At 65.5% G+C, this 25,517-nt stretch carries 26 protein-coding genes; 17 read left to right on the top strand and 9 right to left on the bottom strand.

All coding sequences use genetic code 11. The features are described from left to right. The first annotated feature begins 99 nt into the window (after nt 1–99). Nucleotides 100–369, top strand: a complete 270-nt coding sequence (locus ACYVB7_RS08345; RefSeq protein WP_460506301.1) for a hypothetical protein — start codon at nt 100–102, stop codon at nt 367–369. 40 nt (nt 370–409) lie between these two features. Here the strand turns inward: ACYVB7_RS08345 and ACYVB7_RS08340 are convergent, their stop codons facing one another. After that, the gene (locus ACYVB7_RS08340) at nt 410–1,999 is read right to left on the bottom strand and encodes a YifB family Mg chelatase-like AAA ATPase (protein WP_460506300.1); all 1,590 of its coding nucleotides are present in this window, start codon (nt 1,997–1,999) and stop codon (nt 410–412) included. 217 nt (nt 2,000–2,216) lie between these two features. On the opposite strand from ACYVB7_RS08340, the gene glnK reads away from it, so the two are divergent. The 5 genes from glnK to glcF all read left to right on the top strand — a co-directional run bounded on the left by glnK (nt 2,217) and on the right by glcF (nt 7,076). Then, nucleotides 2,217–2,555: a P-II family nitrogen regulator gene (glnK, locus tag ACYVB7_RS08335; protein WP_460506299.1), complete on the top strand. Its 339-nt coding sequence runs from the start codon at nt 2,217–2,219 to the stop codon at nt 2,553–2,555. 32 nt (nt 2,556–2,587) lie between these two features. After that, the gene (amt, locus tag ACYVB7_RS08330) at nt 2,588–4,144 is read left to right on the top strand and encodes an ammonium transporter family protein (protein ID WP_460506298.1); all 1,557 of its coding nucleotides are present in this window, start codon (nt 2,588–2,590) and stop codon (nt 4,142–4,144) included. Nucleotides 4,145–4,257: 113 nt separating this feature from the next. Next, the gene (locus ACYVB7_RS08325; RefSeq protein WP_460506297.1) at nt 4,258–4,581 is read left to right on the top strand and encodes a hypothetical protein; all 324 of its coding nucleotides are present in this window, start codon (nt 4,258–4,260) and stop codon (nt 4,579–4,581) included. Nucleotides 4,582–4,681: 100 nt separating this feature from the next. Beyond that, nucleotides 4,682–5,812 carry a glycolate oxidase subunit GlcE gene (gene glcE, locus ACYVB7_RS08320; protein ID WP_460506296.1) on the top strand — a complete coding sequence of 377 codons (1,131 nt, stop codon included), beginning with the start codon at nt 4,682–4,684 and terminating at the stop codon, nt 5,810–5,812. Between the two features lie 7 nt (nt 5,813–5,819). Further along, nucleotides 5,820–7,076 (top strand): glycolate oxidase iron-sulfur subunit, encoded by a 1,257-nt coding sequence (gene glcF / locus ACYVB7_RS08315; RefSeq protein WP_460506295.1) that lies wholly within the window; start codon nt 5,820–5,822, stop codon nt 7,074–7,076. 9 nt (nt 7,077–7,085) lie between these two features. Here glcF and ACYVB7_RS08310 read toward each other — a convergent pair whose 3' ends face one another. Next, nucleotides 7,086–7,613, bottom strand: a complete 528-nt coding sequence (locus ACYVB7_RS08310) for a DUF2059 domain-containing protein (protein ID WP_460506294.1) — start codon at nt 7,611–7,613, stop codon at nt 7,086–7,088. Between the two features lie 109 nt (nt 7,614–7,722). Here ACYVB7_RS08310 and ACYVB7_RS08305 point away from each other — a divergent pair, with 109 nt between their 5' ends. After that, complete coding sequence (locus tag ACYVB7_RS08305) at nt 7,723–8,610, top strand: hypothetical protein (protein WP_460506293.1); 888 nt, start codon at nt 7,723–7,725, stop codon at nt 8,608–8,610. A 28-nt stretch (nt 8,611–8,638) separates the two neighbouring features. On the opposite strand, the gene ACYVB7_RS08300 is transcribed toward ACYVB7_RS08305, so the two are convergent. From ACYVB7_RS08300 to ACYVB7_RS08280, 5 genes are all read right to left on the bottom strand, one after another. Beyond that, complete coding sequence (locus ACYVB7_RS08300; protein ID WP_460506292.1) at nt 8,639–9,157, bottom strand: YiaA/YiaB family inner membrane protein; 519 nt, start codon at nt 9,155–9,157, stop codon at nt 8,639–8,641. Between the two features lie 76 nt (nt 9,158–9,233). Next, a complete protein-coding gene (locus ACYVB7_RS08295) occupies nt 9,234–10,445 on the bottom strand; it encodes a toxic anion resistance protein (protein WP_460506291.1) in 1,212 nt (403 codons plus the stop codon). Between the two features lie 284 nt (nt 10,446–10,729). Then, entirely contained in the window at nt 10,730–11,542 is an 813-nt protein-coding gene (locus tag ACYVB7_RS08290; RefSeq protein WP_460506290.1) for a hypothetical protein, read from the bottom strand. A gap of 222 nt (nt 11,543–11,764) precedes the next feature. Then, nucleotides 11,765–13,951, bottom strand: a complete 2,187-nt coding sequence (locus ACYVB7_RS08285) for an EAL domain-containing protein (protein ID WP_460506289.1) — start codon at nt 13,949–13,951, stop codon at nt 11,765–11,767. A gap of 103 nt (nt 13,952–14,054) precedes the next feature. After that, nucleotides 14,055–14,807, bottom strand: a complete 753-nt coding sequence (locus tag ACYVB7_RS08280) for an SDR family oxidoreductase (RefSeq protein ID WP_460506288.1) — start codon at nt 14,805–14,807, stop codon at nt 14,055–14,057. 84 nt (nt 14,808–14,891) lie between these two features. Between ACYVB7_RS08280 and ACYVB7_RS08275 the strand changes: the two genes are divergently transcribed. Beyond that, nucleotides 14,892–15,590 carry a dienelactone hydrolase family protein gene (locus ACYVB7_RS08275; protein ID WP_460506287.1) on the top strand — a complete coding sequence of 233 codons (699 nt, stop codon included), beginning with the start codon at nt 14,892–14,894 and terminating at the stop codon, nt 15,588–15,590. On the opposite strand, the gene ACYVB7_RS08270 is transcribed toward ACYVB7_RS08275, so the two are convergent. Both ACYVB7_RS08270 and hemB read right to left on the bottom strand, forming a co-directional pair. Continuing rightward, nucleotides 15,566–16,660, bottom strand: coding sequence for a magnesium transporter CorA family protein (locus ACYVB7_RS08270; RefSeq protein WP_460506286.1), 1,095 nt, complete (start codon nt 16,658–16,660; stop codon nt 15,566–15,568). The two genes, ACYVB7_RS08275 and ACYVB7_RS08270, sit on opposite strands and share 25 nt — an antisense overlap. Before the next feature lie 52 nt (nt 16,661–16,712). Beyond that, nucleotides 16,713–17,723: a porphobilinogen synthase gene (gene hemB, locus ACYVB7_RS08265; RefSeq protein WP_460506285.1), complete on the bottom strand. Its 1,011-nt coding sequence runs from the start codon at nt 17,721–17,723 to the stop codon at nt 16,713–16,715. Nucleotides 17,724–18,072: 349 nt separating this feature from the next. Between hemB and ACYVB7_RS08260 the strand changes: the two genes are divergently transcribed. The 9 genes from ACYVB7_RS08260 to ACYVB7_RS08220 form a co-directional block, all read left to right on the top strand. After that, the gene (locus ACYVB7_RS08260; RefSeq protein WP_460506284.1) at nt 18,073–18,501 is read left to right on the top strand and encodes a CopD family protein; all 429 of its coding nucleotides are present in this window, start codon (nt 18,073–18,075) and stop codon (nt 18,499–18,501) included. A 12-nt stretch (nt 18,502–18,513) separates the two neighbouring features. Further along, complete coding sequence (locus ACYVB7_RS08255; protein WP_460506283.1) at nt 18,514–19,638, top strand: VanZ family protein; 1,125 nt, start codon at nt 18,514–18,516, stop codon at nt 19,636–19,638. Further along, a complete protein-coding gene (locus tag ACYVB7_RS08250) occupies nt 19,635–19,997 on the top strand; it encodes a (2Fe-2S) ferredoxin domain-containing protein (protein WP_460506282.1) in 363 nt (120 codons plus the stop codon). The genes ACYVB7_RS08255 and ACYVB7_RS08250 overlap by 4 nt, the downstream gene beginning before the upstream one ends. Before the next feature lie 59 nt (nt 19,998–20,056). Further along, nucleotides 20,057–20,680, top strand: coding sequence for an alpha/beta hydrolase (locus ACYVB7_RS08245; RefSeq protein ID WP_460506281.1), 624 nt, complete (start codon nt 20,057–20,059; stop codon nt 20,678–20,680). Between the two features lie 120 nt (nt 20,681–20,800). Next, complete coding sequence (locus ACYVB7_RS08240) at nt 20,801–21,937, top strand: D-alanyl-D-alanine carboxypeptidase family protein (protein WP_460507011.1); 1,137 nt, start codon at nt 20,801–20,803, stop codon at nt 21,935–21,937. 84 nt (nt 21,938–22,021) lie between these two features. Continuing rightward, entirely contained in the window at nt 22,022–22,399 is a 378-nt protein-coding gene (rpsL, locus tag ACYVB7_RS08235) for a 30S ribosomal protein S12 (RefSeq protein WP_460506279.1), read from the top strand. A 160-nt stretch (nt 22,400–22,559) separates the two neighbouring features. Continuing rightward, nucleotides 22,560–23,030, top strand: a complete 471-nt coding sequence (gene rpsG, locus ACYVB7_RS08230) for a small ribosomal subunit protein uS7 (RefSeq protein WP_460506278.1) — start codon at nt 22,560–22,562, stop codon at nt 23,028–23,030. A 102-nt stretch (nt 23,031–23,132) separates the two neighbouring features. Beyond that, nucleotides 23,133–25,235, top strand: a complete 2,103-nt coding sequence (gene fusA / locus ACYVB7_RS08225) for an elongation factor G (RefSeq protein WP_460506277.1) — start codon at nt 23,133–23,135, stop codon at nt 25,233–25,235. A gap of 149 nt (nt 25,236–25,384) precedes the next feature. After that, nucleotides 25,385–25,517, top strand: a 133-nt coding sequence (locus tag ACYVB7_RS08220) for a GTP-binding protein (RefSeq protein WP_460507008.1), incomplete at its 3' end; no start/stop codon positions are given.

Here is a 25,517-nt window from a genome sequence, read left to right as displayed (position 1 = left end):
GATGCCGACGGTGTGGTTATTAGGGAAAACCCTTGCGTCAAGTCTAGGGTTTACCCTATATTTGATCCCAAGCTGATTTATGAACACAGGAGGATCATCATGGCAAGCACCACTTTCAACGGACTTTCGCTGTCCAGTCACCAACCCACTGGCGTGGGTGCGGCCTTTCAGGAGTTGCTGACGGCCTCTCGCCACCTGGCCACGGCGCTGTGGCAAGCCGCAGCTGCACCTCACCCGGACCGTGCCGGTGCACTGGCCGATGCTGAAGACGCCGAGGCCGTGCGTGCCTACGCATCGCGCATCCAGCACACCGACCCAGGTTTTGCTGCCGACCTGTTTGCGGCCGCTGACCGCTACGAGCAGCGCTGAGACCCATCGCCATCTCGTCCGCTCTCGTGCGCAGAGGGCGTCACTTTTGAACACCTGAGAGTGCCCGGCGGTACTGCACCGCTTCCGCCAGGTGGACACTGTTCACGGTGTCGGTCCCCGCCAAGTCGGCAATGGTGCGGGCCACGCGCAAGGCCCGGTGGGTGCTGCGGGCCGACCAACCCAGGCGTGCGGCGGCTTTTTGCAGGAACTGGCGGGCGGCATCGTCCAGCCGGGCATGGGCGGTGAGCGCATCGCCGCTGAGGGTCTGATTGGGAAAACCCTGGCGCTCCATGGCCTTGTGTTGCGCGGTCAACACCCGCTGGCGCACCACCGCCGTGGGTTCGTGGTGGGGTTTTGAGGCATCCGCGGCGGCGCCGTGTGCGGCCAGCAACTCTTGCGGGGGCAAGGCGGGCACTTCCACATGCAGGTCGATGCGGTCCAGCAAGGGGCCGCTGAGTTTGCCTTGGTAGCGCGCCACCTGGTCGGGCGTGTCGCGGCAGGCAATGTGGGGGTGGCCCAGGTAGCCGCAGGGGCAGGGGTTCATGGCGGCAATCAGCTGGAACCGGGCGGGAAAGTCGGTGCGCTGGGTGGCGCGGCTGATGCGCACGGTGCCGGTTTCCAGCGGCTCGCGCAAGGCTTCGAGCGCGGCCCGGGGAAACTCGGGCAGCTCATCCAGAAACAGCACGCCGTGGTGCGCCAGTGAAATCTCGCCGGGTTTGGGGGGTGAACCGCCACCCACCAGGGCCACCGCACTGGCGCTGTGGTGAGGCGCCACCGTGGGCCTGTGGCCCCAATGGGCCAAGTCGAACCGGCCTGCCAGCGAGGCGATGGCCGCTGTCTCCAGCGCCTGCTGGCGCGTAAGCGGGGGCAGCAACCCGGCAAACCGCTGGGCCAGCATGCTCTTGCCCGCGCCGGGCGGTCCACTCATCAGCAGGCTGTGGCCCCCGGCGGCGGCTATTTCAAGGGCGCGGCGGGCGGCGGCCTGGCCCACCACGTCGGCCAGGTCGGGCACGGGGCTGTCCAACGGGGGCTCGGTGGCGGCCAGCACGGTCCAGCCGTCGGGGTCGGGTGGGGTGTCTTGAACCAGCGCGGAGCCTTCGGGGGCCAGTGCGCGGGCCACGTCCAGCAGGTGGCGGGCCCGCACCACGCGGGTGCCGGGTACCAGTGCGGCTTCTTCGGCGCTGCCCGGGGGCAGCACCAGGGTCAGCGGCGGGGTGCCGAGGCGTTCGGCCTCGGCTTGCAGGGCCAACGACAAGGCCAGGGCCCCGCGCACGGGGCGCAACTCGCCGCCCAGGCTCAGTTCACCGGCAAACACATGGTGGGCCAGGCGGGCGGTGTCCAGCTGGCCGTCGGCGGCCAGGATGCCCAGCGCAATGGGCAGGTCGAAGCGGCCACTGTCCTTGGGCAGGTCAGCCGGGGCCAGGTTCACGGTGATGCGCTGGTTGCTGGGGAAAGACAGCCCGGCATGGTGCAAGGCCGAGCGCACGCGTTCGCGGGCTTCTTTCACCTCGGTGTCGGCCAGGCCCACCAGCGTGAAACTGGGCAGGCCGTTGGCCAGGTGCACTTCCACGCACACCGATGGGGCAGAAAGCCCTACCAGCGCACGACTTTGAATCACGGACAGTCCCATCTGTCTCTCTCCCTGTTGTGGTGCATGGCAAAACGCCGGGTTGTGCACGCTAATGGTGCATTCGGCCGGGGACAACCCGGTTTTCCCGGCCGCGAAGCGGGGCACCAGCATAGCGTGACCCGGGTGCGGCAGGACCATGGCGTGGAGTGGTGGGAACATGGACTGGCACGGTCTGTGCTAGTCCCGCTTCGTCGTCATTGTCGAGGAGTGTGCTCTCATGAAACTAGTTTCCGCCATCATCAAACCCTTCAAGCTGGACGAGGTGCGCGAAGCACTGTCGGCCATGGGCGTGCAGGGCATCACGGTCACCGAAGTCAAGGGCTTTGGTCGCCAAAAAGGCCACACCGAGCTGTACCGCGGCGCGGAATACGTGGTCGATTTCCTGCCCAAGGTCAAGATCGAGGCTGCGGTGGCCGACGAGCTGGTGGACCGCGTGATCGAGGCCATTGAAGGTGCGGCCCGCACCGGCAAGATCGGCGACGGCAAGATTTTTGTGTTCCCGCTGGAGCAGGTCGTGCGCATCCGCACCGGCGAGACCGGCAAGGAAGCCCTCTGACCGACCCCCGACAAACCAGAAAGAGCCCGATCATGAAAAAGTTGTTTGCAACCTTGCTGCTGGGCATGGGCCTGGCCTTCGGTGGGCTGGCGGTCCAAGCCCAGACCGCCGCTCCCGCCACCGACGCCCCTGCGGCCACCGCAGCGGCCCCTGCTGCTCCTGCGGCTGACGCACCTGCTGCTGCCCCCGCTGCGGCCCCGGCCCCCGCGGAAGCCGCCGCTGCACCGGCCGAAGCCGCCGCCGCGCCTGCTCCCGTGCCCAACAAGGGTGACACGTCGTGGATGATGGTCTCCACCCTGCTGGTGATCCTGATGACCGTGCCTGGCCTGGCCCTGTTCTACGGTGGCTTGGTGCGCAGCAAGAACATGCTGTCCGTGCTGATGCAAGTCATGGTCACGTTCAGCCTGATCGTGGTGCTGTGGTTCATCTACGGTTACAGCCTGGCCTTCACCGAGGGCAGTGCTTACGTGGGTGGCTTTGACCGGCTGTTCATGAAGGGCATCTGGGACAACGCCGCGGGCACCTTCGCCAACGCCGCCACCTTCAGCAAAGGCGTGGTCATTCCCGAGATCGTGTTCGCCGCCTTCCAGGCCACGTTCGCCGGCATCACCTGCGCCCTGATCGTGGGTGCCTTTGCCGAGCGCATGAAGTTCTCTGCCGTGCTGATGTTCATGGTGATCTGGTTCACCTTCAGCTACGCCCCCATTGCCCACATGGTGTGGTTCTGGATGGGCCCTGACGCCTACACCGCCGCCAACGTGGTGGACGAAATGAACGGCAAGGCCGGTCTGATCTGGCAATGGGGCGCACTGGACTTCGCCGGTGGCACCGTGGTGCACATCAACGCCGCCGTGGCCGGTCTGGTCGGTGCCTACATGGTGGGCAAGCGCGTGGGTTACGGCAAAGAGTCCATGGCTCCTCACAGCCTGACGCTGACCATGGTGGGCGCTTCCCTGCTGTGGGTGGGTTGGTTCGGTTTCAACGCCGGTTCCGCCCTGGAAGCCAACGGCTTCGCCGCCCTGGCCTTCATCAACACCTTTGCCGCCACCGCTGCTGCTGTGCTGGCCTGGTGCGTGGGTGAATCCATGATGCGTGGCAAGGCCTCCATGCTGGGTGCCGCCTCCGGTGCCGTGGCCGGTCTGGTCGCCATCACCCCTGCCGCTGGCAACGTGGGCATCGGCGGTGCGCTGATCATCGGCTTCCTGTCGGGCTTTGCCGGTCTGTGGGGCGTCAACGGTCTGAAGAAGATCCTGGGCGCTGACGACTCTCTGGACGTGTTCGGCGTGCACGGCGTGTGCGGCATCATGGGTGCCATCCTGACCGGCGTGTTCAACAGCCCCAACCTGGGCGGCCCCTCGCTGGTGGCCGACTGGACCACGGTGGCCATGGTGACGGGTGATGCCTACACCATTGCCGGTCAGGTCTGGACCCAGACCAAGGCCGTGCTGCTGACCGTGGTGTGGTCCGGCGTGGTGTCTGTGGTGGCCTACAAGATCGTGGACATGGTCATCGGCCTGCGCGTCACCGAAGAGGAAGAGCGCGAAGGTCTGGACATCTCCAGCCACGGCGAAACCGCCTACAACCGCTGATCTCCTGAGTCTCCTTTGGATGGTTTGAGTCCGCTGGCCGCAAGGCCGCGGACTTTTTTTGCGTCTGGGCAGGCCACAATCCGGGCACATCCAATGTTCCAGGGAGATTCACCATGCGGTCCACCACCCACCTGCCCGGCCCAGGCGACCACCCCCGCCCAGCCCCGACCCTTGCCCGAAAGCCGTTGCCAAAGGCCGTGCACACGTTGAAGCGGGCGCTGTGCATTGGCCTGTGCGGCATGGGTCTGCTGGCGGTGGCCCTGCCCCAGGCCCAAGCCTCCACCGCTGCACCGAAAAAGAAGCTGCAACGGGTGGACCACATCGACCCTCGCCAACGCCTGCCCGGGGGCGAAACCCCTTATGAGCGCGAACGCCGCCTGCGGCGCGAATGCAAAGGCCGCCCCAATGCCGGGGCGTGCAGCGGCTACACGCACTGACGAAGCCCACCCCGGCCAAGCTTTTTCAACGCCGGGTGGGCAAAACTTTCATCGGCCCCACGGGGGCGGCCAAAGGGGTGGAGTCGCTAACATCCCCGCCATGGACGCCGCCCTTCAAGCCCTGATCGACACCATCCGCTCGGCCCACGCCCAGCGCCGCCCGCTGCGCATCCGCGGCGGGGGAAGCAAGGACTTCCTGGGGCAAAGCCTTCAGGGCGAGGTGCTGGACACCCGGGTCTGCACGGGCATCGTCAGCCACGAACCGTCCGAACTGGTCATCACCGCCCGTGCGGGCACCCCGCTGGCCGAGCTGGAGGCCCAACTGGCCCGCCACGGCCAATGCCTGCCCTTCGAGCCCCCGCACTTTGCCGACTCCGCCACCGTGGGCGGCATGGTGGCCGCGGGACTCAGCGGCCCCGCCCGTGCCAGCGTGGGTGCCGTGCGCGACTACGTGCTGGGCGTGCAACTCATCAACGGACGGGGCGAGTGGCTCACCTTTGGCGGACAGGTCATGAAAAACGTGGCCGGTTACGACGTCAGCCGCCTGATGGCCGGGGCCATGGGCAGCCTGGGGGTGCTCACCGAGGTGTCGCTCAAGGTGCTGCCCGTGGCCCCCGCCGAAGCCACCCTGGCCTTTGAACTGGACGCCGCCGCCGCGCTCGACGCCCTGCACCGCTGGGGCGGGCAGCCCCTGCCCCTCAACGCCAGCTGCTGGGTGCAGGACCAGGGCCGCTCCCTGCTGTTTGTGCGCCTGCGCGGTGCGGTGGCCGCCGTGGACGCCGCCTGCCGCCGCATGGGCGGCCAGCGCATGGACACCACCGCCGAAGACGCCGCCCGCATCCGCCGCGACTGGCTCGACTGCGCCGAGCAGCGCCTGCCCTTCTTCCGCCCGGCCCCGCAAAGCGGCCTGTCGCTGTGGCGGGTGTCGGTGGCCCAGACCGCGCCGGTGCGCCCGCTGGGCGGCGTGCCCCCGCACCAGCAACTGATTGAATGGCACGGCGGCCAACGCTGGCTGTGGGCCCCGGCCACCCAGGCCGCCACCCTGCGGGCCGAATCCCAGGCCCTGGGCGGCCATGCCACCCTGTTCCGCCCCGCGTCTGACGCCGACCGCGCCCACGGCGTGTTCACCCCACCCGCCGCTGCGCTGCAGGCCATCACCCAGCGCCTGAAGGCCGAGTTCGACCCCGCAGGCCTCTTCAACCCGGGCCGCATGGCCACCCCCGCCGCCTGAGCACGCCATGCAGACCCACCTCGCCCCCCAATACCAGCACACCCCCGAAGGCCGCGAGGCCGAGGCCATCCTGCGCAACTGCGTGCACTGCGGCTTTTGCACCGCCACCTGCCCCACCTACCAGCTGCTGGGCGACGAACTGGACGGCCCCCGGGGCCGCATCTACCTCATCAAACAAGTGCTGGAGGGGCAAACCCCCACCCGCGCCACCCAGCAGCACCTGGACCGCTGCCTCACCTGCCGCAACTGCGAAAGCACCTGCCCCAGCGGCGTTCAGTACGGCCACCTCATCGACATCGGGCGCAAAGTGGTGGACGAGCTGGTGCCCCGCCCGCTGGGCGAAACCGTGGTGCGCACCGCGCTGAAAGAGGGCCTCACCTCTCCCCTGTTCGGCCCCGCCCTGAAGCTGGGCCAGCTGGTGCGCGAACTGCTGCCCCAGACGCTGAAAGACAAGGTTCCCCCCCGGCAAGACCCCGGCCCCTGGCCCACCGCCACCCACGCCCGCAAGGTGCTGCTGCTGGCGGGCTGCGTGCAACCGGCCATGTTGCCGCGCATCAACGCCGCCACCGCCCGGGTGCTGGACGCTGCCGGCATCCAGACCCTCGTCGCGCTCCAGGCCGGGTGCTGCGGTGCCGTGCGCCTGCACCTCAACGACCACCCCGGCAGCCACGACGACATGCGGGCCAACATCGACGCCTGGTGGCCCCACATCCAATCGGGCGAGGTGGAGGCCATCGTCACCAACGCCTCGGGCTGCGGGGTGACGGTCAAGGACTACGGCCACACCCTGCGGCACGACCCGGCCTATGCCGACCGCGCCGCCCGCGTCAGCGCCCTGGCCCGCGACCTCAGCGAACTGCTGCCCGACCTGGTGCCCGCCCTCCAGGGCCGCCGCGCCCAGAACCCCACCCCCGGCCCCGTGGCCTTCCACCCGCCCTGCACCTTGCAACACGGCCAGAAGCTGCGCGGCGGCGTGGAGCAACACTTGGCCGCGCTGGGCCTGCCGGTGCAGCTGGCCGCCGCCGAATCACACCTGTGCTGCGGCTCGGCGGGCACCTACTCGGTGCTCAACCCCGGGCTGGCGCACCAGCTGCGCGACCGCAAGCTGGGCCATCTGCAAGCGCAAGGCCATGCCGACGGGAACGGCCCAGGCCCGGCGCTGATCGTGTCGGCCAACATCGGCTGCATCACCCATCTGCAAAGCGGCACCGCCACCCCCGTACGCCACTGGGTGGAGTGGCTGGATGAGGTGTTGGGGCTGTGAGCGGCTGGCTCAGGGGCTGGTCGGCTTCTGCGCCTTTTTGGCTTCGGCGACGGCTTCCTGAGAGGCTGCGAGCATTTTTTGCACCATCGGTCCAATGCGCTGCAGCATCTCGCCCTGGGTCTTTTGCATCACCATCGGCATCTTGTTGACCATGGCCTGACCGGCGGGCGTCTTGTAGAAGTCCAGCATGCCCACCAGTTCTTCTTGGGTGTAGCTATCGCTGTAAATGCGCATGAGCATGGGTTTGAAGGTCGCCCAGTTCAGTTCGTCACGAAAGACGTGATTCGTCTTGAGGACGAAGCTGTCCACATAGGCGCGACGCATCTCCGTGTCACCGATGGTCTGCGTCAGGGCCTGGTCCAAGTGGGTCCGCATGTGGTTGTCCAGGTCCTTGTAGGTGGATTCGAGCAGGTCTTGCGACTTGCTGACCACCAGCAGTTCTTCAACGGTCTCGGGCTTGGGTGGCTCGGCCTGGCTCCAGCCGGGGGCCAGCACGAGGATGGCCGCGACAGCGGCGCTGAGGGGTTTGCGGAACATGGTTTTCTCCCTGAATGTGAATTGTCGGGTGGGATTGTAGGGCGGGGTGTGTGTGCAATCACAATCGCCTTCAATCCACCCGCGATCCTTGCCGCATTGTTGCTACACCATGTCCCAGGACCCTTCTGACCGCTCAACGCCGTGGGTCGTCGCCGACGGCCCCATCAACCTCCGCACCGCCTTGCGTGAAGAACGCGAGGCGTTGAACCAGGCCGAGGCCTCGGGCGTGCCCGATCACCTTCAGGCCCATGCCGACCGATTGGCCGACCGGGTGCTCACCCGATACCAACGCACCCAGACCCTGGGGCCGTCGCTGCACGAATCGCTGGCTGCTCCGCACGTTGAGGCTGTCCACGCCCCTACCCGTTCACTGGGCGCATGGGGTTGGTGCAGCCTGAGTCTGGGCGGATTGGCTTTGGGCGCGGCGGGCTGGGGGCTGGTGGCGGCCAGTGCAACGTCCCTGGTCTTTGCCGCAGCATTGGGAGGGGGGGCTGCTGGCGCATGGGCGCTGAAGGTGAGTCGTCAGCGAACCACCCCAACCGATCAGGCGCCCCAAGACCTGTTGCAGGGCTTGACCCCCGAGGTGCTCCAGCAATGTGATCACGCCTTGCACACCGTGGCCCAATGTCTGGACGCCGGGGGACAGGCAAGGCTCATGAGCCTGAAAACCCAATGGTTGAACTTGGTTCGCCAGCTGCGGCACCTACCGCCGCACAGCACCAGTGTGAGCATGGAAGACCGGCTGTATGCCGTGGAATGCCTGCGCCGCTACCTACCCGACACGCTGAACGCATTCTTGGCCGTGCCACCCGATCAACGCACCCCGCGTCTGAGCGAGCCCCAGCCCGAGGCCCTGGTCTTGTTCTACGAGCAGCTTGAGGTGCTGGAACAAGGCCTGGCCCAACGGTTGACCAAAGCCCAGCGCCACGCCACCGAGGCGTTGGCCCGGCAGCATCGGTTTTTAAAAGCCAAGCACCACGACGCCAAGTTGCCTTGATCGCCGCAGACAACCGCCAGGGCCGCCTTCAGGAGCGGGCGCGTGGCTGCGGCGTTGGCGTGGCTGCATCGGTCACGGCAGGGGTGGTCGCCGACGAGCTTGCCCCACCCTCGCGTGCTTGCGCCGCCATTCGGCGCTCCAGCAAGGTGGCCTCCTGGTCATCGCGCAGCGTTTTGGCCAACACAAAGGCGCTGCTGACCAGATAAAGCCAGCTCACCACCACATAGAACTTCTGCCAATCTTGCACCTCCATGCGGAACAAGCCCCAGGCGGTCAGCGCCATGGCGGCGGCAAAGCCTGACCACACCGTGGCCGTCCAGCCCCCGGTGTCCACCTGACCATCGCGGTTGTCGCGAACCATTTTGGACACCGCCAAGGTGGCAAACAAGCAAAAGAACATGCCCATGGCCAAAAAGGCCCGATCCAATTCCTTGGCGGGCAAGTTCCACACCCCAAAGGCGGTGCACAACAGTGCCAGGCCAAACGACACCCTCACCTGGGTGCGCCAACCACGGGTGTCTCGCTGCATGACGTAACGAACGCTCATGTCCTCTCTCCTGCTTTCATGAAATGTGAAAAACGACCATCAAACCAAAATGGGTGGCAAGCATGCCAGGGGCGGGTCACAACTTTACAGGCCCGGCCAGCTGGGCGCTGTGGCCCACCGCCTGACGCGCGGCCTGTTGGCGGACCCGGTCCACATAACTCTCGGAGCGCTTGAGCTCCTTGGCGATCAAGGCGTTGTTCTGGCCCATCACCTCCACGGCACGGGAGCGGAAGCTGTCCATCGCGTCCATGGCGGCAAAGGTCTGGTTGAACATCTCCTGAATGCGCTCCACCCCCAAAAGGGGGTTTTGCTGAAATTCGGCGGTTTTCTCCACATGCTGGCCCAGCTGGCGACCCGTTTCTGCCACCAGGTCGCCCAGGGTGGCATTGACGTTCTGGAGGGTGTTCATCACCTGAATTTGATGCCCCGTGGCCTGAGCCACGGTTTGCGCAACCGCCAGGGCGCTCATGCCCGTGGTGGCCACGCGTGAGCAGCCATTCATCAGCTCGCGTGCGGTTTTCTTCAGCACATCCAAGGCCAGGTAGCCATTGGTGCACACCGCTTGCTGCGTCAGCATGTCTTGCAGGTTTTGCCGGGCGTAAAACAGCACTTCCTGCTCCAAAGCCTGCGCCCGGGTCGGGTCGGTGGCCTTGAGCGACAGAACCTGGCTGGCCAAACGTTCGTCCAGCGCCTGCGCAAACTGAATGGCCGAAGCCAGCTTTTGCATGCCATCCCACAGCTTGGTGCGGGTGGATTCAATGTCCACCACATCCCGCTGCAAGTCATCCTTGGCGGCATACAGCTGCTGCAAGGTGGTGTTGAGCTGGCTGCCCGTGGACTGAAAGCGTCGGAAATAGGTCTTGAGCTGATTGCCAAAGGGAATGAACCCCAGCAGTTTGCTGGGCTGCATCAAATCGCCGGCTTTTCCGGGGTTGAGCTCATCCAGTTGGCTTCGCATCGCCTCGATGGCGGCAAAGGCAGGGGTGTCGTGCAATGCCAGACCGTTGCGGTCCATGAAGCGGCCTTGCATCAACGTCGCTGCCACCGAAATTTCTTCCCGCCCCAGCGCAAAGGCACTGTCCAACTTGGCTTTGAAGCTGTCGCTGTGCACATCCTCCTGCAACAGCGCATTCACAAAAACGTCCACTTGTTGACTCACCGCCTGCTGGGTGGCGGCGGGCAACGGAACCGCCGTCTTGACCATCGCGTCAGGCACGGGCTGGATCACTTCAGGGGGCGTCAAACTCCAAGCCGATGCCGCAGGCGACTGGGCAGGAACGGTACTCATGAAAACCTCCTTTGAACGGGAACATGGAACATCAGTGCAGGCGTCCAACGGCCCATCGTGTGCAGCGGGCTGCAACGCTTGCCATGCCAGACGCATAGCATGACACAGGGATTGCGAGGGGCCGCATCAACCGTGGTGCGCCGCGCCGCGTGTCGGTCGTGTGCATCGGGGCCCCAACTGAATGGGTTGATGCGTTTACAAAAAAGCCTCTGCCGCCATTTGCAGATCGGCGTATTTCAAAATTTCTGCGGTATTGGGTGTAGTCATTTACTTCTCTCCTTGAATCACTGGCGGGGTTTGAGTACTTTTTCGACAAAGATCAATGTTTGGCCTGCTTGCTCTCCAGACGCATTGCGAACGGGAAATCTGGGGTTCCACTGAAACCCTGGGCAAGCGTTGTCTGCCGCAAACAACCACGGAGAACGTCCACCCGCATTGCTGCCCTGCGCCCAGTCCACCATGTAGCCAATGCGCTCTGCAATGACCTCGTTGGTTTGCAGGTCGATCACCTTGAGCGAACTGCCTGCAATCCAGTGTTCTCGCTCTTCTCGGGTGGAAATGTCGTCGTAGGTCACGCCGTAACGGGGTGCGGGGCCTGGGGCGGGGACTTTGTCCATCACGAACCGCTTATAGCCTTCTAAGTACGCTTTATTGGTTTGCCAAGGTTCTTCAATCCGCCCCGTATATCGATACCTCACCCCATCTTCCGGGTCCGTGGCTTCAACGTATGCATAGCCGATGCGGGGAGGTGATCCAGCCACCACAGGTTGTTTGCGCTGGTGATAAAAACCCTGCAGAAAATTCAGGATGTATTGCTTACCAATGGAGTCGTCGCCGTAGGGGTCCGTCAAATCGAATTGGTTACCAAAGTTGGTGCTGGTGCGCAACTTCAGCAAATAAATTCCTTCCACGTTGTCCACGGTTTTGTGGATTTTTTCTCCGGCGCCTTGGCAGCGTTCTTTCCACATGGCCATGGCTCGGGTTTGCTGCTCGCTGGGCGGTGCGGGCCGCCGTGCACTGGAGCACGCGCCCAGCAGGCCCAAGCTCAAGCTCAGCACCACCAGCAGGGCTGTGCGCGTGGGGTGGGGGTGTTTCATGTGGGGCTCCCGGGGGTGTGTTGTGGTTTAGGGAAAAATGGCCTATAGCGCTTTTATATAAAGCGTGAGCAGCTATGAATTTTGAAGCGTGTCTGCGCCCGCATGCGAGGCAGGCACGCAGGTGCGCAACGGTACAGGGCGGGGCGGTGGCGCACCATCCCTCAAATGGCGGAACGCACCACAGTGCGCCCGGGGCAGGCAGCCCGCTCCGCCCCGGGGCGCTCAGTGCTGGAAGTGGTGCAGCAGGTGCAGCAGGTGTGAGGTGGCCTGTTCCAGGGCCACCAGGGCTTCGGTCAGTTCCTGCTCGTCGCGTTGCCCTTGGGTTGCCAGCACGCGTTCGCAGTGGGCGTGCACTTGGTCGTGTTGCGCCAGAAGGGCGTCCAGTTGGCTGGAGGGCGACAGGGTGCCGTTGGCCAGCAAGCCTTTGACCACGCGGCCAAACTGGCAGTCGTCGGCGCGGGCCACGGGGGCGGGGTGGGCGCGGTTGTCCAGGTGGCGGCGCAGTTTTTCCAGCCAGTCGCGGTGTTCCACTTCGGCCAGCACAAAGGGCAGGTCGCGGCGGCTGGGCACGCGGTGCTGGTGGGCGGCCCAGGCTTGGGGGGGTTGCCAGGTCTGGGCCCATTGCACCAGGGCGGCGGCGGGCATGGGGCGGGCCACGCCGTAGCCTTGGGCGTGGTCACAGCCCAGGCGCAGCAGCATGGCGCCGTGGTCGGTGGTTTCCACGCCTTCGGCCACCACGGTGCGCCCGAAGGCGTGGGCCAGGCTGATGACGCCTTCGACGATGGTGAGGTCTTCGGTGTCGCACAGCATGTCGCGCACAAAGCTCTGGTCGATTTTCAGCACGTTGGCCGGCAGGCGCTTGAGGTAGGTGAGGGACGAGTAGCCGGTGCCAAAGTCGTCCAGCGCAAAGTCCACCCCCAGCTGGGTGCAGGCCTGGATGACTTCGGCCACCCAGGCCATGTCTTGCAGGGCGCTGGTTTCCAGCACCTCCAGTTGCAGGCTGTGGGGGGGCAGGTTGGGGTGGGCTTGCAGGAGCTGGCGCACCTGGTCGGCAAAGTCCTTTTGCTGCAGGTGGTAGGCCGAGACGTTGACGCTGAGGGGCAGGTGCAGGCCCTGCGCGGCCCAGGCCTCCATTTGCTTCATGGCGGTTTGCAGCACCCAGCGGCCCACGGTGGCGGAGAGGGGGTGGCCTTCAATGCCGGGCAGGAAGGAGGCGGGGCCGTGCACGGTGCCGTCGGGGTGGTTCCAGCGGATCAGCGCTTCGGCCCCCAGCACCTGCCCACGGCGCATGTTGACCTTGGGCTGGTAGTACAGCTCGAACTGCCCGGCCTCCAGGGCGCGGGCCACCTGGTCCACCTGCTGGCGGCGGTGGCGGGCGTCTTCGTCTTCGCCCGCGTCGAAGAAGTGGAAGCGGTTCTTGCCCAGCTCCTTGGCGCAGTACATGGCCTGGTCGGCGTGACGCAAGAGCATGTCGGCTTCGGTGCCGTCTTGCGGGTACAGGGCCACGCCCAGGCTGGCCGAGACTTGGGCGCTGACTGCGCCGTGCAGGACGGGGGCCGAGGTCACTTCCAGCAGGCGGTGCAGCACGCGTTCGCAGTCACCGGTGCCAGACACGTCGCTCAGCACGGCCACGAACTCGTCGCCGCCCACGCGGGCGAGGGTGTCGCCGTCGCGCAGCACGCCTTTCATGCGGCGCCCCAGTTCTTGCAGCAGGCGGTCGCCAGCGTCGTGGCCCAGGGTGTCGTTGACGGCCTTGAAGCCGTCCAGGTCCAGGAACACCAGGGCCACCAGGGTGTCGCGCCGTTGGGCCTGTGCCAGGGCTTGCTGCAGGCGGTCGGCCAGCAGGCTGCGGTTGGGCAGGCCGGTCAGCACGTCGTAGTGGGCAATCAGCTCCAGTTGCTTCTGGTGTTCTTTTTGCGCGGTGATGTCGGAGAACACCGCCAGGTGGTGTTGCAGTGCGCCGTGGTCGTCGTACAGCGCGGTGATGGTCAGCACCTCGGCGTACACCTCGCCGCTTTTGCGGCGGTTCCAGATTTCGCCATGCCAGCGGCCCGAGGTGAGCAGCGCCTGCCACATCTGCTGGTAGAAGGTTTTGTCGTGCCGCCCCGAGCCCAGCATGCGGGGGGACTGGCCCAGCACCTCGTCGCGGCGGTAGCCGGTGATGCGGGAGAACGACTGGTTCACGTCCACGATGCGGCCCTGCGCATCGGTGATGAGGATGCCCTCTTGCGCGTGGCGGAACACGCTGGCACCCAGCTGGGTGTCGTGCAGGGCCTGGTGCAGGCGGGCACGCTGACGCCACAGCAGCCCGGTCAGGGTGAGCAACAGCAGCACCAGCACCCACAGGGGCCAGCGGCAAGCCTCCAGCGCGTCCACGACGGACGCGGGAAAAATCGGATCAACAAACATGGATTGGGAATGCGCAAGGCCAACGACGTCGGGGCGCAGCTTAGCCAGCCGGTGCACCGGCCTGTCTGACCGAGGTCAAGGGGGACGCTGTTTCATATACCGTTCATCGTCCACCGGCCACGTCCAGCACCGATCCGGTGGCGTAGCTGGCCCCGTCGCCCAGCAGCCAGACGATGGCCTGGGCGATTTCGTCGGCGCGGCCAGGGCGCTGCATGGGGATGGCGCTGGCCAGGCGCTGGGCCCGGTCGGGCTGGCCACCGCTGGCGTGGATGTCGGTGTCGATGATGCCGGGGCGCACGGCGTTGACGCGGATGCCTTCGGTGGCCACCTCGTGCGCCAGGCCCAGGGTGAAGGTGTCGATGGCGGCTTTGCAGGCGGCGTAGTCCACGTACTGGTGGGCCGAGCCCAGCCGCGCCGCCACGCTGGAGACGTTGACGATGGCCCCGCCCACGCCGCCGTGGCGGGTGCTCATGCGCCGCACGGCTTCGCGGGCGCACAGCATGCTGCCCAGCACGTTGATGCGCCATTGGCGCTGCAGGCGTTCCACGGTGAAGTCTTCCACCCGGCAGGCCACGTCCACCACCCCGGCGTTGTTGACCAGCCCGCCCAGCGGGCCCAGTTGCGCGGTGGCCTGGTCGAACAGGCGCAGCACGTCGGGCTCGTGGGCCACGTCGCCCTGGAGGGCCACGGCCCGCCCCCCTTCGGCGCGGATGAGGTCCACCACCGCCTGGGCGGCGTTGGCGTTGGCTTGGTAGTTGACCGCCACGGCCCAGCCCTGGCGGGCGGCCAACAAGGCGGTGGCCGCGCCAATGCCGCGCGAGGCTCCGGTGATGAGGAGGGTGCGGGCGGTGGTCATGGGGGTGTCCTGACGGGGGATGGGTTGCGGCATCATCGGCACAAGGGTCTTTGCGGGTGGAGGCCCGCCATCCCTGGAGTTTGCATGAGCTGGATTTCCCTGACCACGACCGACGGCGTCACGCTGCCCGCCTGCCTGCAACGCCCCGAGCGAGCACCCCAGGGCGCGGTGGTGGTGTTGCAGGAGATTTTTGGCGTCAACGCCCACATCCGCGAGGTGGTGCAGGGTTTTGCGGACGAGGGCTACCTGGCCTTGGCCCCGGCGCTGTTCCAGCGGCTGGAGCCCAACGTGGACCTGGGTTATGGCGAGGCCGACCGGCAGCACGGCATGGCCCTGAAAGCCGCCGCCGAGGCCCTGCCCGCCCCCGGCGTGCTGGCCGATGTGCAGGCCGCCGTGGACTGGGCCGTGGCCCAGAACGTGGGGCCGGTGGCCGTGGTGGGCTACTGCTGGGGCGGGCTGCTGGCGTGGCGTGCGGCGGCGCTGCTGCACGGCGTGGCCGCGGCGGTGCCCTATTACGGTGGCGGCATGACCACCGAGGCCGAGCGGCAGCGCCAGCCCCGTTGCCCGGTGCTGGCGCATTTTGCCGAGCAGGACCAGTGGATTCCCATGGACACCGTGCGGGCCTTCCAGCAGGCGCAGCCCGCGGTGCAGGTGCAGCTGTACGACGCCCACCACGGCTTCAATTGCGACCATCGCCCCGCCTGGCATGCGCCATCGGCGGCGCTGGCGCGGCAACACACGCTGGCGTTCCTGGCGGCTCAGCGCCCCGAGCGGGCCAGGTAACGCTTGCGCCAGAACACGGCCACCAGACCCACGGCGATGGTGGCCATGGTGCCCACCGCCCACCACAGCCCGGCGGTGCTGTGGATCAGCGGCAGGAACTCGAAGTTCATGCCGAAAAAGCCGGTGATGAGGTTCAGCGGCAGGAAGACCGCGGTCAGCGCGGTCAGGGTTTTCATGATCTCGTTGGTGCGGTGGCTCTGGGCGCTGAAGTGCATCTGCACGGCGCTTTCGGCGTTCTGCTCCAGCCGCTGCACGTGGCGCACCACGCGGTCGATGTGTTCGATCACGTCACGCGCCCGCACGCCCAGCACCTCGCGCTCCATCTGCGCCTCCTTGGCGGCGGCCAGGGGTTGTTGCGCCAGGCCCTGCAACCACTGCTGAACCGCCTGCCGCTGGCCGTCGCACAGGTCTTCCAGCGCATGCAGGTTGTTGCGGGCGGCCAGCAAGGCGCGCCAGTTGACGAAGCGGGTGGAGGGGTCGAGCAGTTCGGCCTCCCAGTGGTCCAGCTGTTCGGTCAGCGGTTTGCGCAGGGCCAGGAAGCGGTCGACCATGTCGTTGAGCATGCGCAGCATCAGGTCGGCGGGGGTGCTGGGCAGGCGGGCCGGGTTCATGTCCGCCAAGCGGGAGGCGATTTGGTCATCGGTGGTGCAACGGGGGCCGTGCACGGTGAGCAGCAGGCGGTCGTACACCACAAAGCCCACGGGCTGGGTGCCCAGGCGCGCCAGGATGGGGGGGCCACCGGCCTTGCCGCCGCGCAGCCGGTGGGCGGGTGGCGAGGGGGTGGCGGGTTCGGCGCCCGGTTCGTCCAGCACCAGTTGGCGGAACACCAGCAGGTCGTAGTCGCGGGTGGCGTCGTGGTTGGACGGGTGCTGGGGGTTGAGCAGGTCGCGCAGGTGCAGTTCCAGCGGTGGCGGCAGGCCCCAGCGTTGCAGCAGGGCGGTCAAGGCGCCATCGGCGGCGTCCAGCGCCTCCTGCTGGGCCACGCACCACACAAAGCCCTGTTCGGGCAGGCTGGGGGCGTCGCTGGGCCAGGGGGCCAAGCCCTGGGCAGAGAGGTGCAGAAGGCGCATGGATTTATGAAAAACAGGGCTCTATCGCTTTATGTGAAAGCGTAATACGCTCTCATTTTTGAAGCAGCCGTGCCGCGTCGCGGGCAAAGTAGGTCAGCACGCCGTCGGCCCCGGCGCGCTTGAAGGCCAGCAGGCTTTCCATCATCACCGCGTCGTGGTCCAGCCAGCCGTTCTGGGCCGCGGCTTTCAGCATGGCGTACTCGCCGCTCACCTGGTAGGCAAAGGTGGGCATGTGGAACTGGTCTTTCACGCGGCGCACCACGTCCAGGTAGGGCATGCCGGGTTTGACCATCACCATGTCGGCCCCTTCGGCGATGTCCAGTGCCACTTCGCGCAGGGCTTCGTCGGTGTTGCCGGGGTCCATCTGGTAGACCTTCTTGTTGGCCTTGCCCAGGTTGGCGGCGGAACCCACCGCGTCGCGGAAGGGGCCGTAGAAGGCGCTGGCGTACTTGGCGCTGTAGGCCATGATGCGGGTGTGCACATGGCCCTTGGCCTCCAGCGCGGCGCGGATGGCGCCGATGCGCCCGTCCATCATGTCGCTGGGGGCCACGATGTCCACCCCGGCGTCGGCCTGGGTCAGGGCCTGCTGCACCAGCACCTCGACGGTGGCGTCGTTGATGATGTAGTTGTCGTCGTCCAGCAGGCCGTCCTGGCCGTGGCTGGTGAAGGGGTCCAGCGCCACGTCGGTCATGACGCCCAGATCGGGGAACTCCTTCTTGAGGGCTCGCACCACCGTGGGCACCAGGCCGTCGGGGTTGGTGGCCTCCTGACCATCGGGCGTTTTGAGGTGCTGGCTGATCACGGGGAACAGCGCCATCACCGGAATGCCCAGTTTCACGCAGTCTTCGGCCACGGGCAGCAGCAGGTCCAGGCTCAGGCGCTCCACGCCGGGCATGGAGCCCACGGGTTCGCGGCGGCCTTGGCCTTCCAGCACAAACACCGGGTAGATCAGGTCGTGGGCGGTGACCTGGTGTTCACGCACCAGGTTGCGGGTGAAGGTGTCGCGGCGCAGGCGGCGTGGGCGCGAGGCCGGGTACGGGGGAAGGGGGGGCAGGGTGTTCATGCGGCCATTGTGGCAAAGAAGGCGAGTGCTTCAGCGCGGCGGCTGCCGGGCGTGGCGCGGCAGGTATCAATTCGGCAAAAATGATTTTTTTGATGCGTTACTTGCAATTGCCGTTGATGTTCGCTACAATCAAACCCGAGCGATCGAAAGATGGCTCCCCGCTTTTCCTCCCTGAGCGGGTGCCTTGGAGTGTGACAGCAAAAAGGCATTGCAGCCCGGCCCTTTGGCCGGGCTTTTTTTTGGCCCTTTTGGCCTTTTTCCGGGCTGGCGGGCCGCCAGATCACGGGCATCGCCTGCGGACTTGACGCATCCGGACCCCAAGGCCCACCCCCGGCACTACACTGCCGCCATGCTCTGGGTCAAATCCTTTCACATCGTCTTTGTGGCCAGCTGGTTTGCGGGCTTGTTCTACCTGCCGCGCATTTTTGTCAACCTCGCCATGGTGCCGTCCGGCAGCGATGCCGAGCGCGACCGGCTGCTGCTGATGGCACGCAAGCTCATGCGCTTCACCCACCTGCTGGCGGTGCCCGCCTTGGGCCTGGGTCTGTGGCTGTGGGCCGGGTACGGCATTGGCTGGGGCCCCGGCAACGGCTGGATGCATGCCAAGCTGGCCGTGGTGTTGCTGGTGCTGGGCTACCACCACGCGTGCAGTCGCATGCTCAAGGCCTTCGAGTCGGGTCGCAACACCCGCAGCCACGTGTGGTTCCGCTGGTTCAACGAGGCTCCGGTCCTCATGCTGGTGGTGGTGGTGTGCCTGGTGGTGGTCAAGCCGTTCTGACGGGGCCATGACATGGGGCGGCGTACCCTGGCCCGTCCGTTGTCGGGCGCTTTTGCAGCCCTGATCGTCTACGCCAGCCTGTACCCGTTCGAGGGGTGGCGCAGTCAGGATGCGCCCCTGCTTTCGTTCCTGTGGGCACCCTGGCCGCGGTACTGGACCGGGTTCGACGTGTTCAGCAACCTCGCCGGCTACGCCCCCTTGGGGTTTCTGATGGGGGTGTGGGCCTGGCGCGCGTCTGGGGCGGGGTGGTCGGTGGCGGCCGCGGTGCTGGCCCCCAGCCTGCTGTCCTTGGCCATGGAGTCTTTGCAGGTCTACTTGCCCAGCCGGGTGCCTTCGTCGGTGGATTGGTTGCTCAACACCACGGGCGGTGGTCTGGGGGTGGCGGTGGCCTGGCTGGCCCACCGCAGCGGGGGGCTGGTGCGTTGGCAGCGCCTGCGGCAACACTGGTTTGTGCCCGATGCCCACGGGGCCTTGGTGCTGCTGGTGTTGTGGCCGTTGGCCTTGCTGTACCCGGCGGCGTTGCCGTTTGGCTTGGGGCAGGTGGGTGCACTCATCGAGTTGCGGGTGGCGCAGTGGCTGGCCGACACGCGGTTTGCGCATTGGTGGACGGTGTCGGATGCCCAGGCGGGCGCACTCAGCCTGGCCATGGAAGCCCAATGCGTGGCCCTGAGCGTGTTGGTGCCCTGCCTGTTGGGGTACAGCGTGCTGCGGGGGCTCACCCGTCGGCTGGTGCATTGGGTGGTGCTGGCGGCTCTGGGGCTGGGGATGTCGGCCTTGTCGGCGTCGCTGACCTACGGACCCGCACGCGCCTGGGCCTGGTTGACCGAGCCGGTGATCGTGGGCTTGGTGCTGGGCGGGGCCTTGGGGTTGATGTTGGTGGGCTTGTCGCGTCGCGCCAGTGTGGTGTGGATGTTGCTGGCGCTGGTGGCGGCGTTGTTCCTGCTCAACCGCATGCCGGGCACCCCGTACCTGGCCGAGTCGCTGGACGTGTGGGCTCAGGGGCGTTTCATCCGGTTCCATGGGCTGACCCAATGGCTGGGCTGGCTGTGGCCGTACGCCGTGCTGGTGCATGGCCTGGGTCAGGTGGGGCATCGCCCGGCGGCGGACGCGGGGGACTCCTACAATGCCCCGCCATGAGCCAGGCCGAATCCACCCCCTCCCCAGCCGCCCCGTCGTACTACCAGCGACACATCTTTTTCTGCACCAACCAGCGAGACAACGGCCAGTCCTGCTGCGCCCAGCTGGCCGCGGCGCAAGCGTTCGATCACTGCAAAGCCCGGGCCAAGGCCCAAGGTCTGCTGGGGCCGGGGCAGGTGCGCGTCAACAAGGCGGGTTGTCTGGACCGCTGCGCGGGTGGCCCCATTGCGGTGGTGTACCCCGAAGCGGTCTGGTACACCTATGTGGACCTGAAGGACATTGACGACATCGTCGATCAACACCTGGCCAAGGGCCAAGTGGTGGAGCGGTTGCTGACCCCGCCCGACGTGGGGCGCTGAAGTTCAGGCCAAATTTGGCCTCTAGCGCTTTACCTATTTGCATTGTTTGCTATTGATTCATGAATTCTCAAACCCGCATGGCCACCTTGGCGGGCCCCGTGGGGCCGCTGGAGCTGGCCCTGGACCTGCCCGCCGGGCAGCCGCTGGGCACCGCGGTCATTGCGCACCCCCATCCCCTGTTCGGAGGCACCTTGCACAACAAGGTGGTGCAGACCCTGGCCCGGGCCTTTGTGCAGGCGGGTTGGCGCACGGTGCGCTTCAATTTCCGCGGGGTGGGGGGCAGCGCGGGCCAGCACGACCACGGCCAGGGCGAGGTGGATGACCTGTTGGCGGTGGTGTGCGCCGAAGGCCTGGGGGCTCCTCTGTGCATGGCCGGGTTTTCGTTCGGTGCGTTTGTGACCTGTCAGGCCATCGCCGCCCTGGGCGATTCGGCGGACTTGCACAAGGTGGTGCTGGTGGGCACGGCGGCCAGCCGCTTTCAGGTGGCCCCACTGGCGGCGGAACTTCATGACCGGGCGCTGGTCTTGCATGGCGAGGTGGACGACACCGTGCCGCTGTCTGCCGTGATGGACTGGGCACGCCCCCAACACCTGCCGGTGACGGTGGTGCCGGGCGTGGAGCACTTCTTTCACGGACAGTTGCCGTTGCTCAAGTCCCTGACCTTGCGTCATCTTCGCAGCTGAAAGCTGCACGCCCCGCCCCGTGGAACCACTGTTCCTGCCGAGGCGGGGCTTCATTTTCATTTTGAACAGGACATACCTTTGAAACCGTGGTTGATCAAAGCCTCTCTGTGGGGTGCATGCATGGGGTTGGCCTTGCCCTTGTGGGCTCAGGTGCCGCAGCCGCCCGAGGTGGCAGGGCGTGCTTACCTGCTGTACGACGTGACCGCGCGTCAGGTGCTGGCCGCCAAAGACCCCGATGCGGCGGTGGAGCCCGCGTCGCTCACCAAGCTGATGACGGCGTACTTGGTGTTTGACGCGCTCAAATCCAAAAAAATCAGCCTGACGCAGACCTTTGGCGTCAGCGAGCGTGCCTGGAAGATGCCTGGCTCCCGCATGTTCATCGACCCCAAGATGCAGGTGCCGGTCGAGGACTTGCTCAAGGGCATGATCGTGCAGTCGGGCAACGACGCCACCATGGCCTTGGCCGAAGGGGTGGGCGGCACGGTGGAGCGGTTTGTGGAAATGATGAATGCGCAGGCGCACGCCCTGGGCATGAAGTCCACCCGCTACCTCAACCCCGAGGGGCTGACCGCCCCCGGCCACACCACCACGGCGCGGGATCTGGCGACCCTGGCCACCCGGTTGATGCAGGACTTTCCCGAGTATGTGCACTACTACTCCATTCAGAAGTACCGCTACCCGGGCACTCCGTCGTCCAACGACACCAACCGCAACCTGCTGCTGTTCCGCGATCCCACGGTGGATGGTTTGAAGACCGGCCACACCGCGGCGGCCGGCTACTGCCTGGTGGCCACGGCGCACCGTGAGGTGCCGGGCCTGGGTGAAGGCAAGGCCGGGCAGCGCCGCCTGCTCAGCGTGGTGCTGGGAACGGCCAGCGAGAACGCCCGCGCCACCGAAAGCCAGAAGCTGCTGAACTGGGGTTACACCGCCTACGAGTCGGTGCGTCTGGTCAAGCCGGGTGACGCGGCGGTGGAGCCCGCCGTCTGGAAGGGCAAGCGCGCCACCGTGCGCCTGGGGCTGCCGGAGGGCGTGGTCATTTCGGTGCCGGCAGGCACGGGCAAGCAGCTCAAGACCGAGGTGGTGCGTCCCGATCCGCTGGTCGCGCCGTTGCAGGCAGGCCAGACGCTGGGGACGCTCAAGGTGTCGCTGCCCGATGGCACGTCGGTGGCCGAGGTGCCCTTGCAGGTGCTGGACACGGTGGAAGAGGCTGGCATCCTGGGCCGGGCCTGGGATGCCATTCGCCTGTGGGTGAAATGAGCCAAGCCGTGTTACACTCGCGGGCTTTTCGGAAATTTCCGAGGAGTTTTCGTTTTCGCTTTTCAAACGTTTAGGGACGTTTCAATGCCAACCATCAATCAACTCATTCGTCATGGGCGGGAGGTCGAAAAGACCAAATCCAAGAGCCCGGCGATGGAAAACTGCCCCCAGCGTCGTGGCGTGTGCACCCGCGTGTACACCACGACCCCCAAGAAGCCGAACTCCGCGCTGCGTAAGGTTGCCAAGGTGCGCCTGACCAACGGTTTCGAGGTGATTTCCTACATCGGCGGTGAAGGCCACAACCTGCAGGAACACAGCGTGGTGCTGGTTCGCGGCGGTCGTGTCAAGGACTTGCCCGGTGTGCGTTACCACATCGTCCGCGGTTCGCTGGACCTGCAAGGCGTGAAAGACCGCAAGCAGTCGCGCTCCAAGTACGGTGCCAAGCGCCCCAAGGCCAAGTAATTGGTTTTGTCTTTCGGTGTTTGACAGGCCGGCAAGCCCGTTCAAACGTAGTGACCCTAACACGCGGTGTCCGCGCCGGGTCGAGTAAGTGAGAACCCCTAAAAGGGTTGGGTTCTCGCGGTGTCCGAAAGGGCGCCAACTGAAGCAACAGAGGTGAAAAATGCCACGTCGTCGCGAAGTCCCTAAACGTGAAATCCTGCCGGATCCCAAGTTCGGCAATGTCGAGCTGTCCAAATTCATGAACGTCATCATGGAAGGCGGCAAGAAAGCAGTTGCAGAGCGCATCATTTACGGTGCCCTGGAACAGATCGAGAAGAAAACCGGCAAAGATCCGCTGGAAGCCTTCACCACCGCCATCAACAACGTCAAGCCCATGGTGGAAGTGAAGTCCCGCCGCGTGGGTGGTGCCAACTATCAGGTGCCCGTTGAAGTGCGTCCCGTCCGTCGCCTGGCCCTGTCCATGCGCTGGATCAAGGAAGCCGCCCGCAAGCGGGGTGAGAAGTCCATGGCCCTGCGCCTGGCCAACGAGCTGATCGAGGCCACCGAAGGCCGTGGTGGTGCCATGAAGAAGCGTGACGAAGTTCACCGCATGGCCGAAGCCAACAAGGCATTCAGCCACTTCCGCTTCTGATTCACATGGGCGTCATGTGCGCCCGTCAGAGTCTCAGAAGCGAGCCCGCGGCCCCTGTCAGGGGTTGGCGGGCTTTAGCACATCATCATTGGAGTATTTGTCATGGCACGCACAACGCCCCTGGAGCGTTACCGCAACATCGGTATCTCTGCCCACATTGACGCCGGTAAAACCACCACCACCGAGCGCATCCTGTTCTACACCGGTGTGAACCACAAGATCGGTGAAGTGCACGACGGTGCTGCCACCATGGACTGGATGGAGCAGGAACAAGAGCGCGGCATCACCATCACGTCTGCCGCCACCACCTGCTTCTGGAAGGGCATGGACAGCTCTTATGAGCAGCACCGCTTCAACATCATCGACACCCCCGGACACGTGGACTTCACCATTGAGGTGGAGCGTTCCATGCGCGTGCTGGACGGCGCTTGCATGGTGTACTGCGCTGTGGGTGGCGTGCAGCCCCAGTCTGAAACCGTGTGGCGTCAGGCCAACAAGTACAAGGTGCCTCGTCTGGCCTTTGTGAACAAGATGGACCGCACCGGTGCCAACTTCTTCAAGGTCTACGACCAGATGAAGCTGCGCCTGAAGGCCAACCCCGTGGCCATCGTGATCCCCATCGGCGCCGAAGAAAACTTCAAGGGCGTGGTGGACCTGATCAAGATGAAGGCCATCATTTGGGACGAAGCCTCCCAGGGCATGAAGTTCGAATACCACGACATCCCTGCCGAGCTGCAAGCTCAGGCCGAAGAGTGGCGTGAAAAGATGGTCGAAGCCGCTGCCGAAGCGTCCGAAGACCTGATGAACAAGTACCTCGAAGAAGGTGACTTGTCCGAAGCCGAGATCAAGGCCGGTATCCGCGCCCGTACGCTGGCTGTTGAAATCCAGCCCATGCTGTGCGGCACCGCGTTCAAGAACAAGGGTGTGCAGCGCATGCTGGACGCCGTGATCGACTTCCTGCCCTCGCCCGTGGACATTCCTCCTGTGGCCGGTACCGATGAAGACGAGCAGCCCGCCAACCGCAAGGCCGACGACGAAGAAAAGCTGTCCGCCTTGGCGTTCAAGCTGATGACCGACCCGTTCGTGGGCCAGTTGACCTTCGTGCGCGTGTACTCTGGCGTGCTGAAGAAGGGCGACTCTGTCTACAACCCCGTCAAGGGCAAGAAAGAGCGCATTGGCCGTATCGTTCAGATGCACGCCAACAACCGCCAGGAAGTGGAAGAAATCCGCGCCGGTGACATCGCCGCTTGCGTGGGCCTGAAGGAAGTGACCACGGGTGAAACCCTGTGCGATCCGTCCGCAGTCATCACCCTGGAGCGCATGGTGTTCCCCGAGCCCGTGATTGCACAGGCCGTGGAACCCAAGACCAAGGCCGACCAGGAAAAAATGGGCATCGCGCTGGGCCGTCTGGCTGCCGAAGACCCCTCTTTCCGCGTCAAGACCGACGAAGAATCCGGCCAGACCATCATCGCCGGCATGGGCGAGCTGCACCTGGAAATCATCGTTGACCGCATGAAGCGCGAGTTCGGTGTGGAAGCCAACGTGGGCAAGCCTCAAGTGGCCTACCGCGAAACCATCCGCAAGAACGTTGACGATGCCGAAGGCAAGTTCGTGCGTCAGTCTGGCGGTAAGGGTCAGTACGGTCACGTGGTGTTCAAGATCGAACCCAACGAAGCCGGCAAGGGCTTCGAGTTCATCGACGCCATCAAGGGCGGTGTGGTGCCTCGCGAATACATCCCCGCGGTGGAAAAGGGCGTGATCGAAGCCCTGAACACCGGCGTGCTGGCCGGCTACCCGGTGGTGGACGTCAAGGTGACCCTGCACTTCGGTTCGTACCACGACGTGGACTCGTCCGAACAGGCGTTCAAGATGGCTGCCATCATGGGCTTCAAGGAAGGCTGCCGCAAGGCCAGCCCCGTCATCCTCGAGCCGATGATGGCCGTGGAAGTGGAAACCCCTGAAGACTACGCCGGTAACGTGATGGGCGACCTGTCCAGCCGTCGCGGCATGGTGCAGGGCATGGACGACATGGTCGGTGGCGGCAAGGCCATCAAGGCCGAAGTGCCCCTGTCCGAAATGTTCGGCTACTCCACCACCCTGCGTTCGATGTCGCAAGGCCGTGCCACGTACACCATGGAGTTCAAGCACTACGCCGAAGCTCCTCGCAACGTGTCCGAAGCCATTGTGGCCGCTCGTTCCAAGTAAAAAATGGCGCCTGCGCTTATTCTGTAAGCGTAGGCTGCTATCAATTCAAGAGTCTGCGACCGTGTGCCCCTGGGGTCCGCCGTACCCGGGGAAGCCGCAACACGGTGCAGACGTAAAACCCCACGGCAAAGCTCTTTTGGAGATCAGAAATGGCTAAGGAAAAGTTTGAACGTACCAAGCCCCACGTGAACGTGGGCACCATCGGTCACGTGGACCATGGCAAGACCACCCTGACGGCGGCCATCACCACCGTTCTGTCTGCCAAGTTCGGCGGCCAGGCCA

The organism is Hydrogenophaga soli, from assembly GCF_054777695.1.
The sequence above is the reverse complement of the archived record's forward strand: the minus strand, read 5'-3'. Positions and strand labels throughout refer to the sequence as shown.

Excerpts from the sequence above, each read along its gene's own strand:
- ACYVB7_RS08270 (WP_460506286.1), bottom strand. The coding sequence starts at position 16,660 with ATGCGCCTTCTGCACCTCTCTGCCCAGGGCTTGGCCCCCTGGCCCAGC.
- ACYVB7_RS08300 (WP_460506292.1), bottom strand. The coding sequence starts at position 9,157 with ATGAGCGTTCGTTACGTCATGCAGCGAGACACCCGTGGTTGGCGCACC.
- ACYVB7_RS08290 (WP_460506290.1), bottom strand. The coding sequence starts at position 11,542 with ATGAAACACCCCCACCCCACGCGCACAGCCCTGCTGGTGGTGCTGAGC.
- ACYVB7_RS08250 (WP_460506282.1), top strand. The coding sequence starts at position 19,635 with ATGAGCCAGGCCGAATCCACCCCCTCCCCAGCCGCCCCGTCGTACTAC.
- glcF (WP_460506295.1), top strand. The coding sequence starts at position 5,820 with ATGCAGACCCACCTCGCCCCCCAATACCAGCACACCCCCGAAGGCCGC.
- ACYVB7_RS08305 (WP_460506293.1), top strand. The coding sequence starts at position 7,723 with ATGTCCCAGGACCCTTCTGACCGCTCAACGCCGTGGGTCGTCGCCGAC.
- ACYVB7_RS08245 (WP_460506281.1), top strand. The coding sequence starts at position 20,057 with ATGAATTCTCAAACCCGCATGGCCACCTTGGCGGGCCCCGTGGGGCCG.
- amt (WP_460506298.1), top strand. The coding sequence starts at position 2,588 with ATGAAAAAGTTGTTTGCAACCTTGCTGCTGGGCATGGGCCTGGCCTTC.
- ACYVB7_RS08295 (WP_460506291.1), bottom strand. The coding sequence starts at position 10,445 with ATGAGTACCGTTCCTGCCCAGTCGCCTGCGGCATCGGCTTGGAGTTTG.
- ACYVB7_RS08260 (WP_460506284.1), top strand. The coding sequence starts at position 18,073 with ATGCTCTGGGTCAAATCCTTTCACATCGTCTTTGTGGCCAGCTGGTTT.
- ACYVB7_RS08310 (WP_460506294.1), bottom strand. The coding sequence starts at position 7,613 with ATGTTCCGCAAACCCCTCAGCGCCGCTGTCGCGGCCATCCTCGTGCTG.
- ACYVB7_RS08255 (WP_460506283.1), top strand. The coding sequence starts at position 18,514 with ATGGGGCGGCGTACCCTGGCCCGTCCGTTGTCGGGCGCTTTTGCAGCC.
- glcE (WP_460506296.1), top strand. The coding sequence starts at position 4,682 with ATGGACGCCGCCCTTCAAGCCCTGATCGACACCATCCGCTCGGCCCAC.
- ACYVB7_RS08275 (WP_460506287.1), top strand. The coding sequence starts at position 14,892 with ATGAGCTGGATTTCCCTGACCACGACCGACGGCGTCACGCTGCCCGCC.
- glnK (WP_460506299.1), top strand. The coding sequence starts at position 2,217 with ATGAAACTAGTTTCCGCCATCATCAAACCCTTCAAGCTGGACGAGGTG.
- ACYVB7_RS08240 (WP_460507011.1), top strand. The coding sequence starts at position 20,801 with ATGGGGTTGGCCTTGCCCTTGTGGGCTCAGGTGCCGCAGCCGCCCGAG.
- rpsG (WP_460506278.1), top strand. The coding sequence starts at position 22,560 with ATGCCACGTCGTCGCGAAGTCCCTAAACGTGAAATCCTGCCGGATCCC.
- ACYVB7_RS08325 (WP_460506297.1), top strand. The coding sequence starts at position 4,258 with ATGCGGTCCACCACCCACCTGCCCGGCCCAGGCGACCACCCCCGCCCA.
- fusA (WP_460506277.1), top strand. The coding sequence starts at position 23,133 with ATGGCACGCACAACGCCCCTGGAGCGTTACCGCAACATCGGTATCTCT.
- ACYVB7_RS08285 (WP_460506289.1), bottom strand. The coding sequence starts at position 13,951 with ATGTTTGTTGATCCGATTTTTCCCGCGTCCGTCGTGGACGCGCTGGAG.
- hemB (WP_460506285.1), bottom strand. The coding sequence starts at position 17,723 with ATGAACACCCTGCCCCCCCTTCCCCCGTACCCGGCCTCGCGCCCACGC.
- ACYVB7_RS08340 (WP_460506300.1), bottom strand. The coding sequence starts at position 1,999 with ATGGGACTGTCCGTGATTCAAAGTCGTGCGCTGGTAGGGCTTTCTGCC.
- ACYVB7_RS08345 (WP_460506301.1), top strand. The coding sequence starts at position 100 with ATGGCAAGCACCACTTTCAACGGACTTTCGCTGTCCAGTCACCAACCC.
- rpsL (WP_460506279.1), top strand. The coding sequence starts at position 22,022 with ATGCCAACCATCAATCAACTCATTCGTCATGGGCGGGAGGTCGAAAAG.
- ACYVB7_RS08280 (WP_460506288.1), bottom strand. The coding sequence starts at position 14,807 with ATGACCACCGCCCGCACCCTCCTCATCACCGGAGCCTCGCGCGGCATT.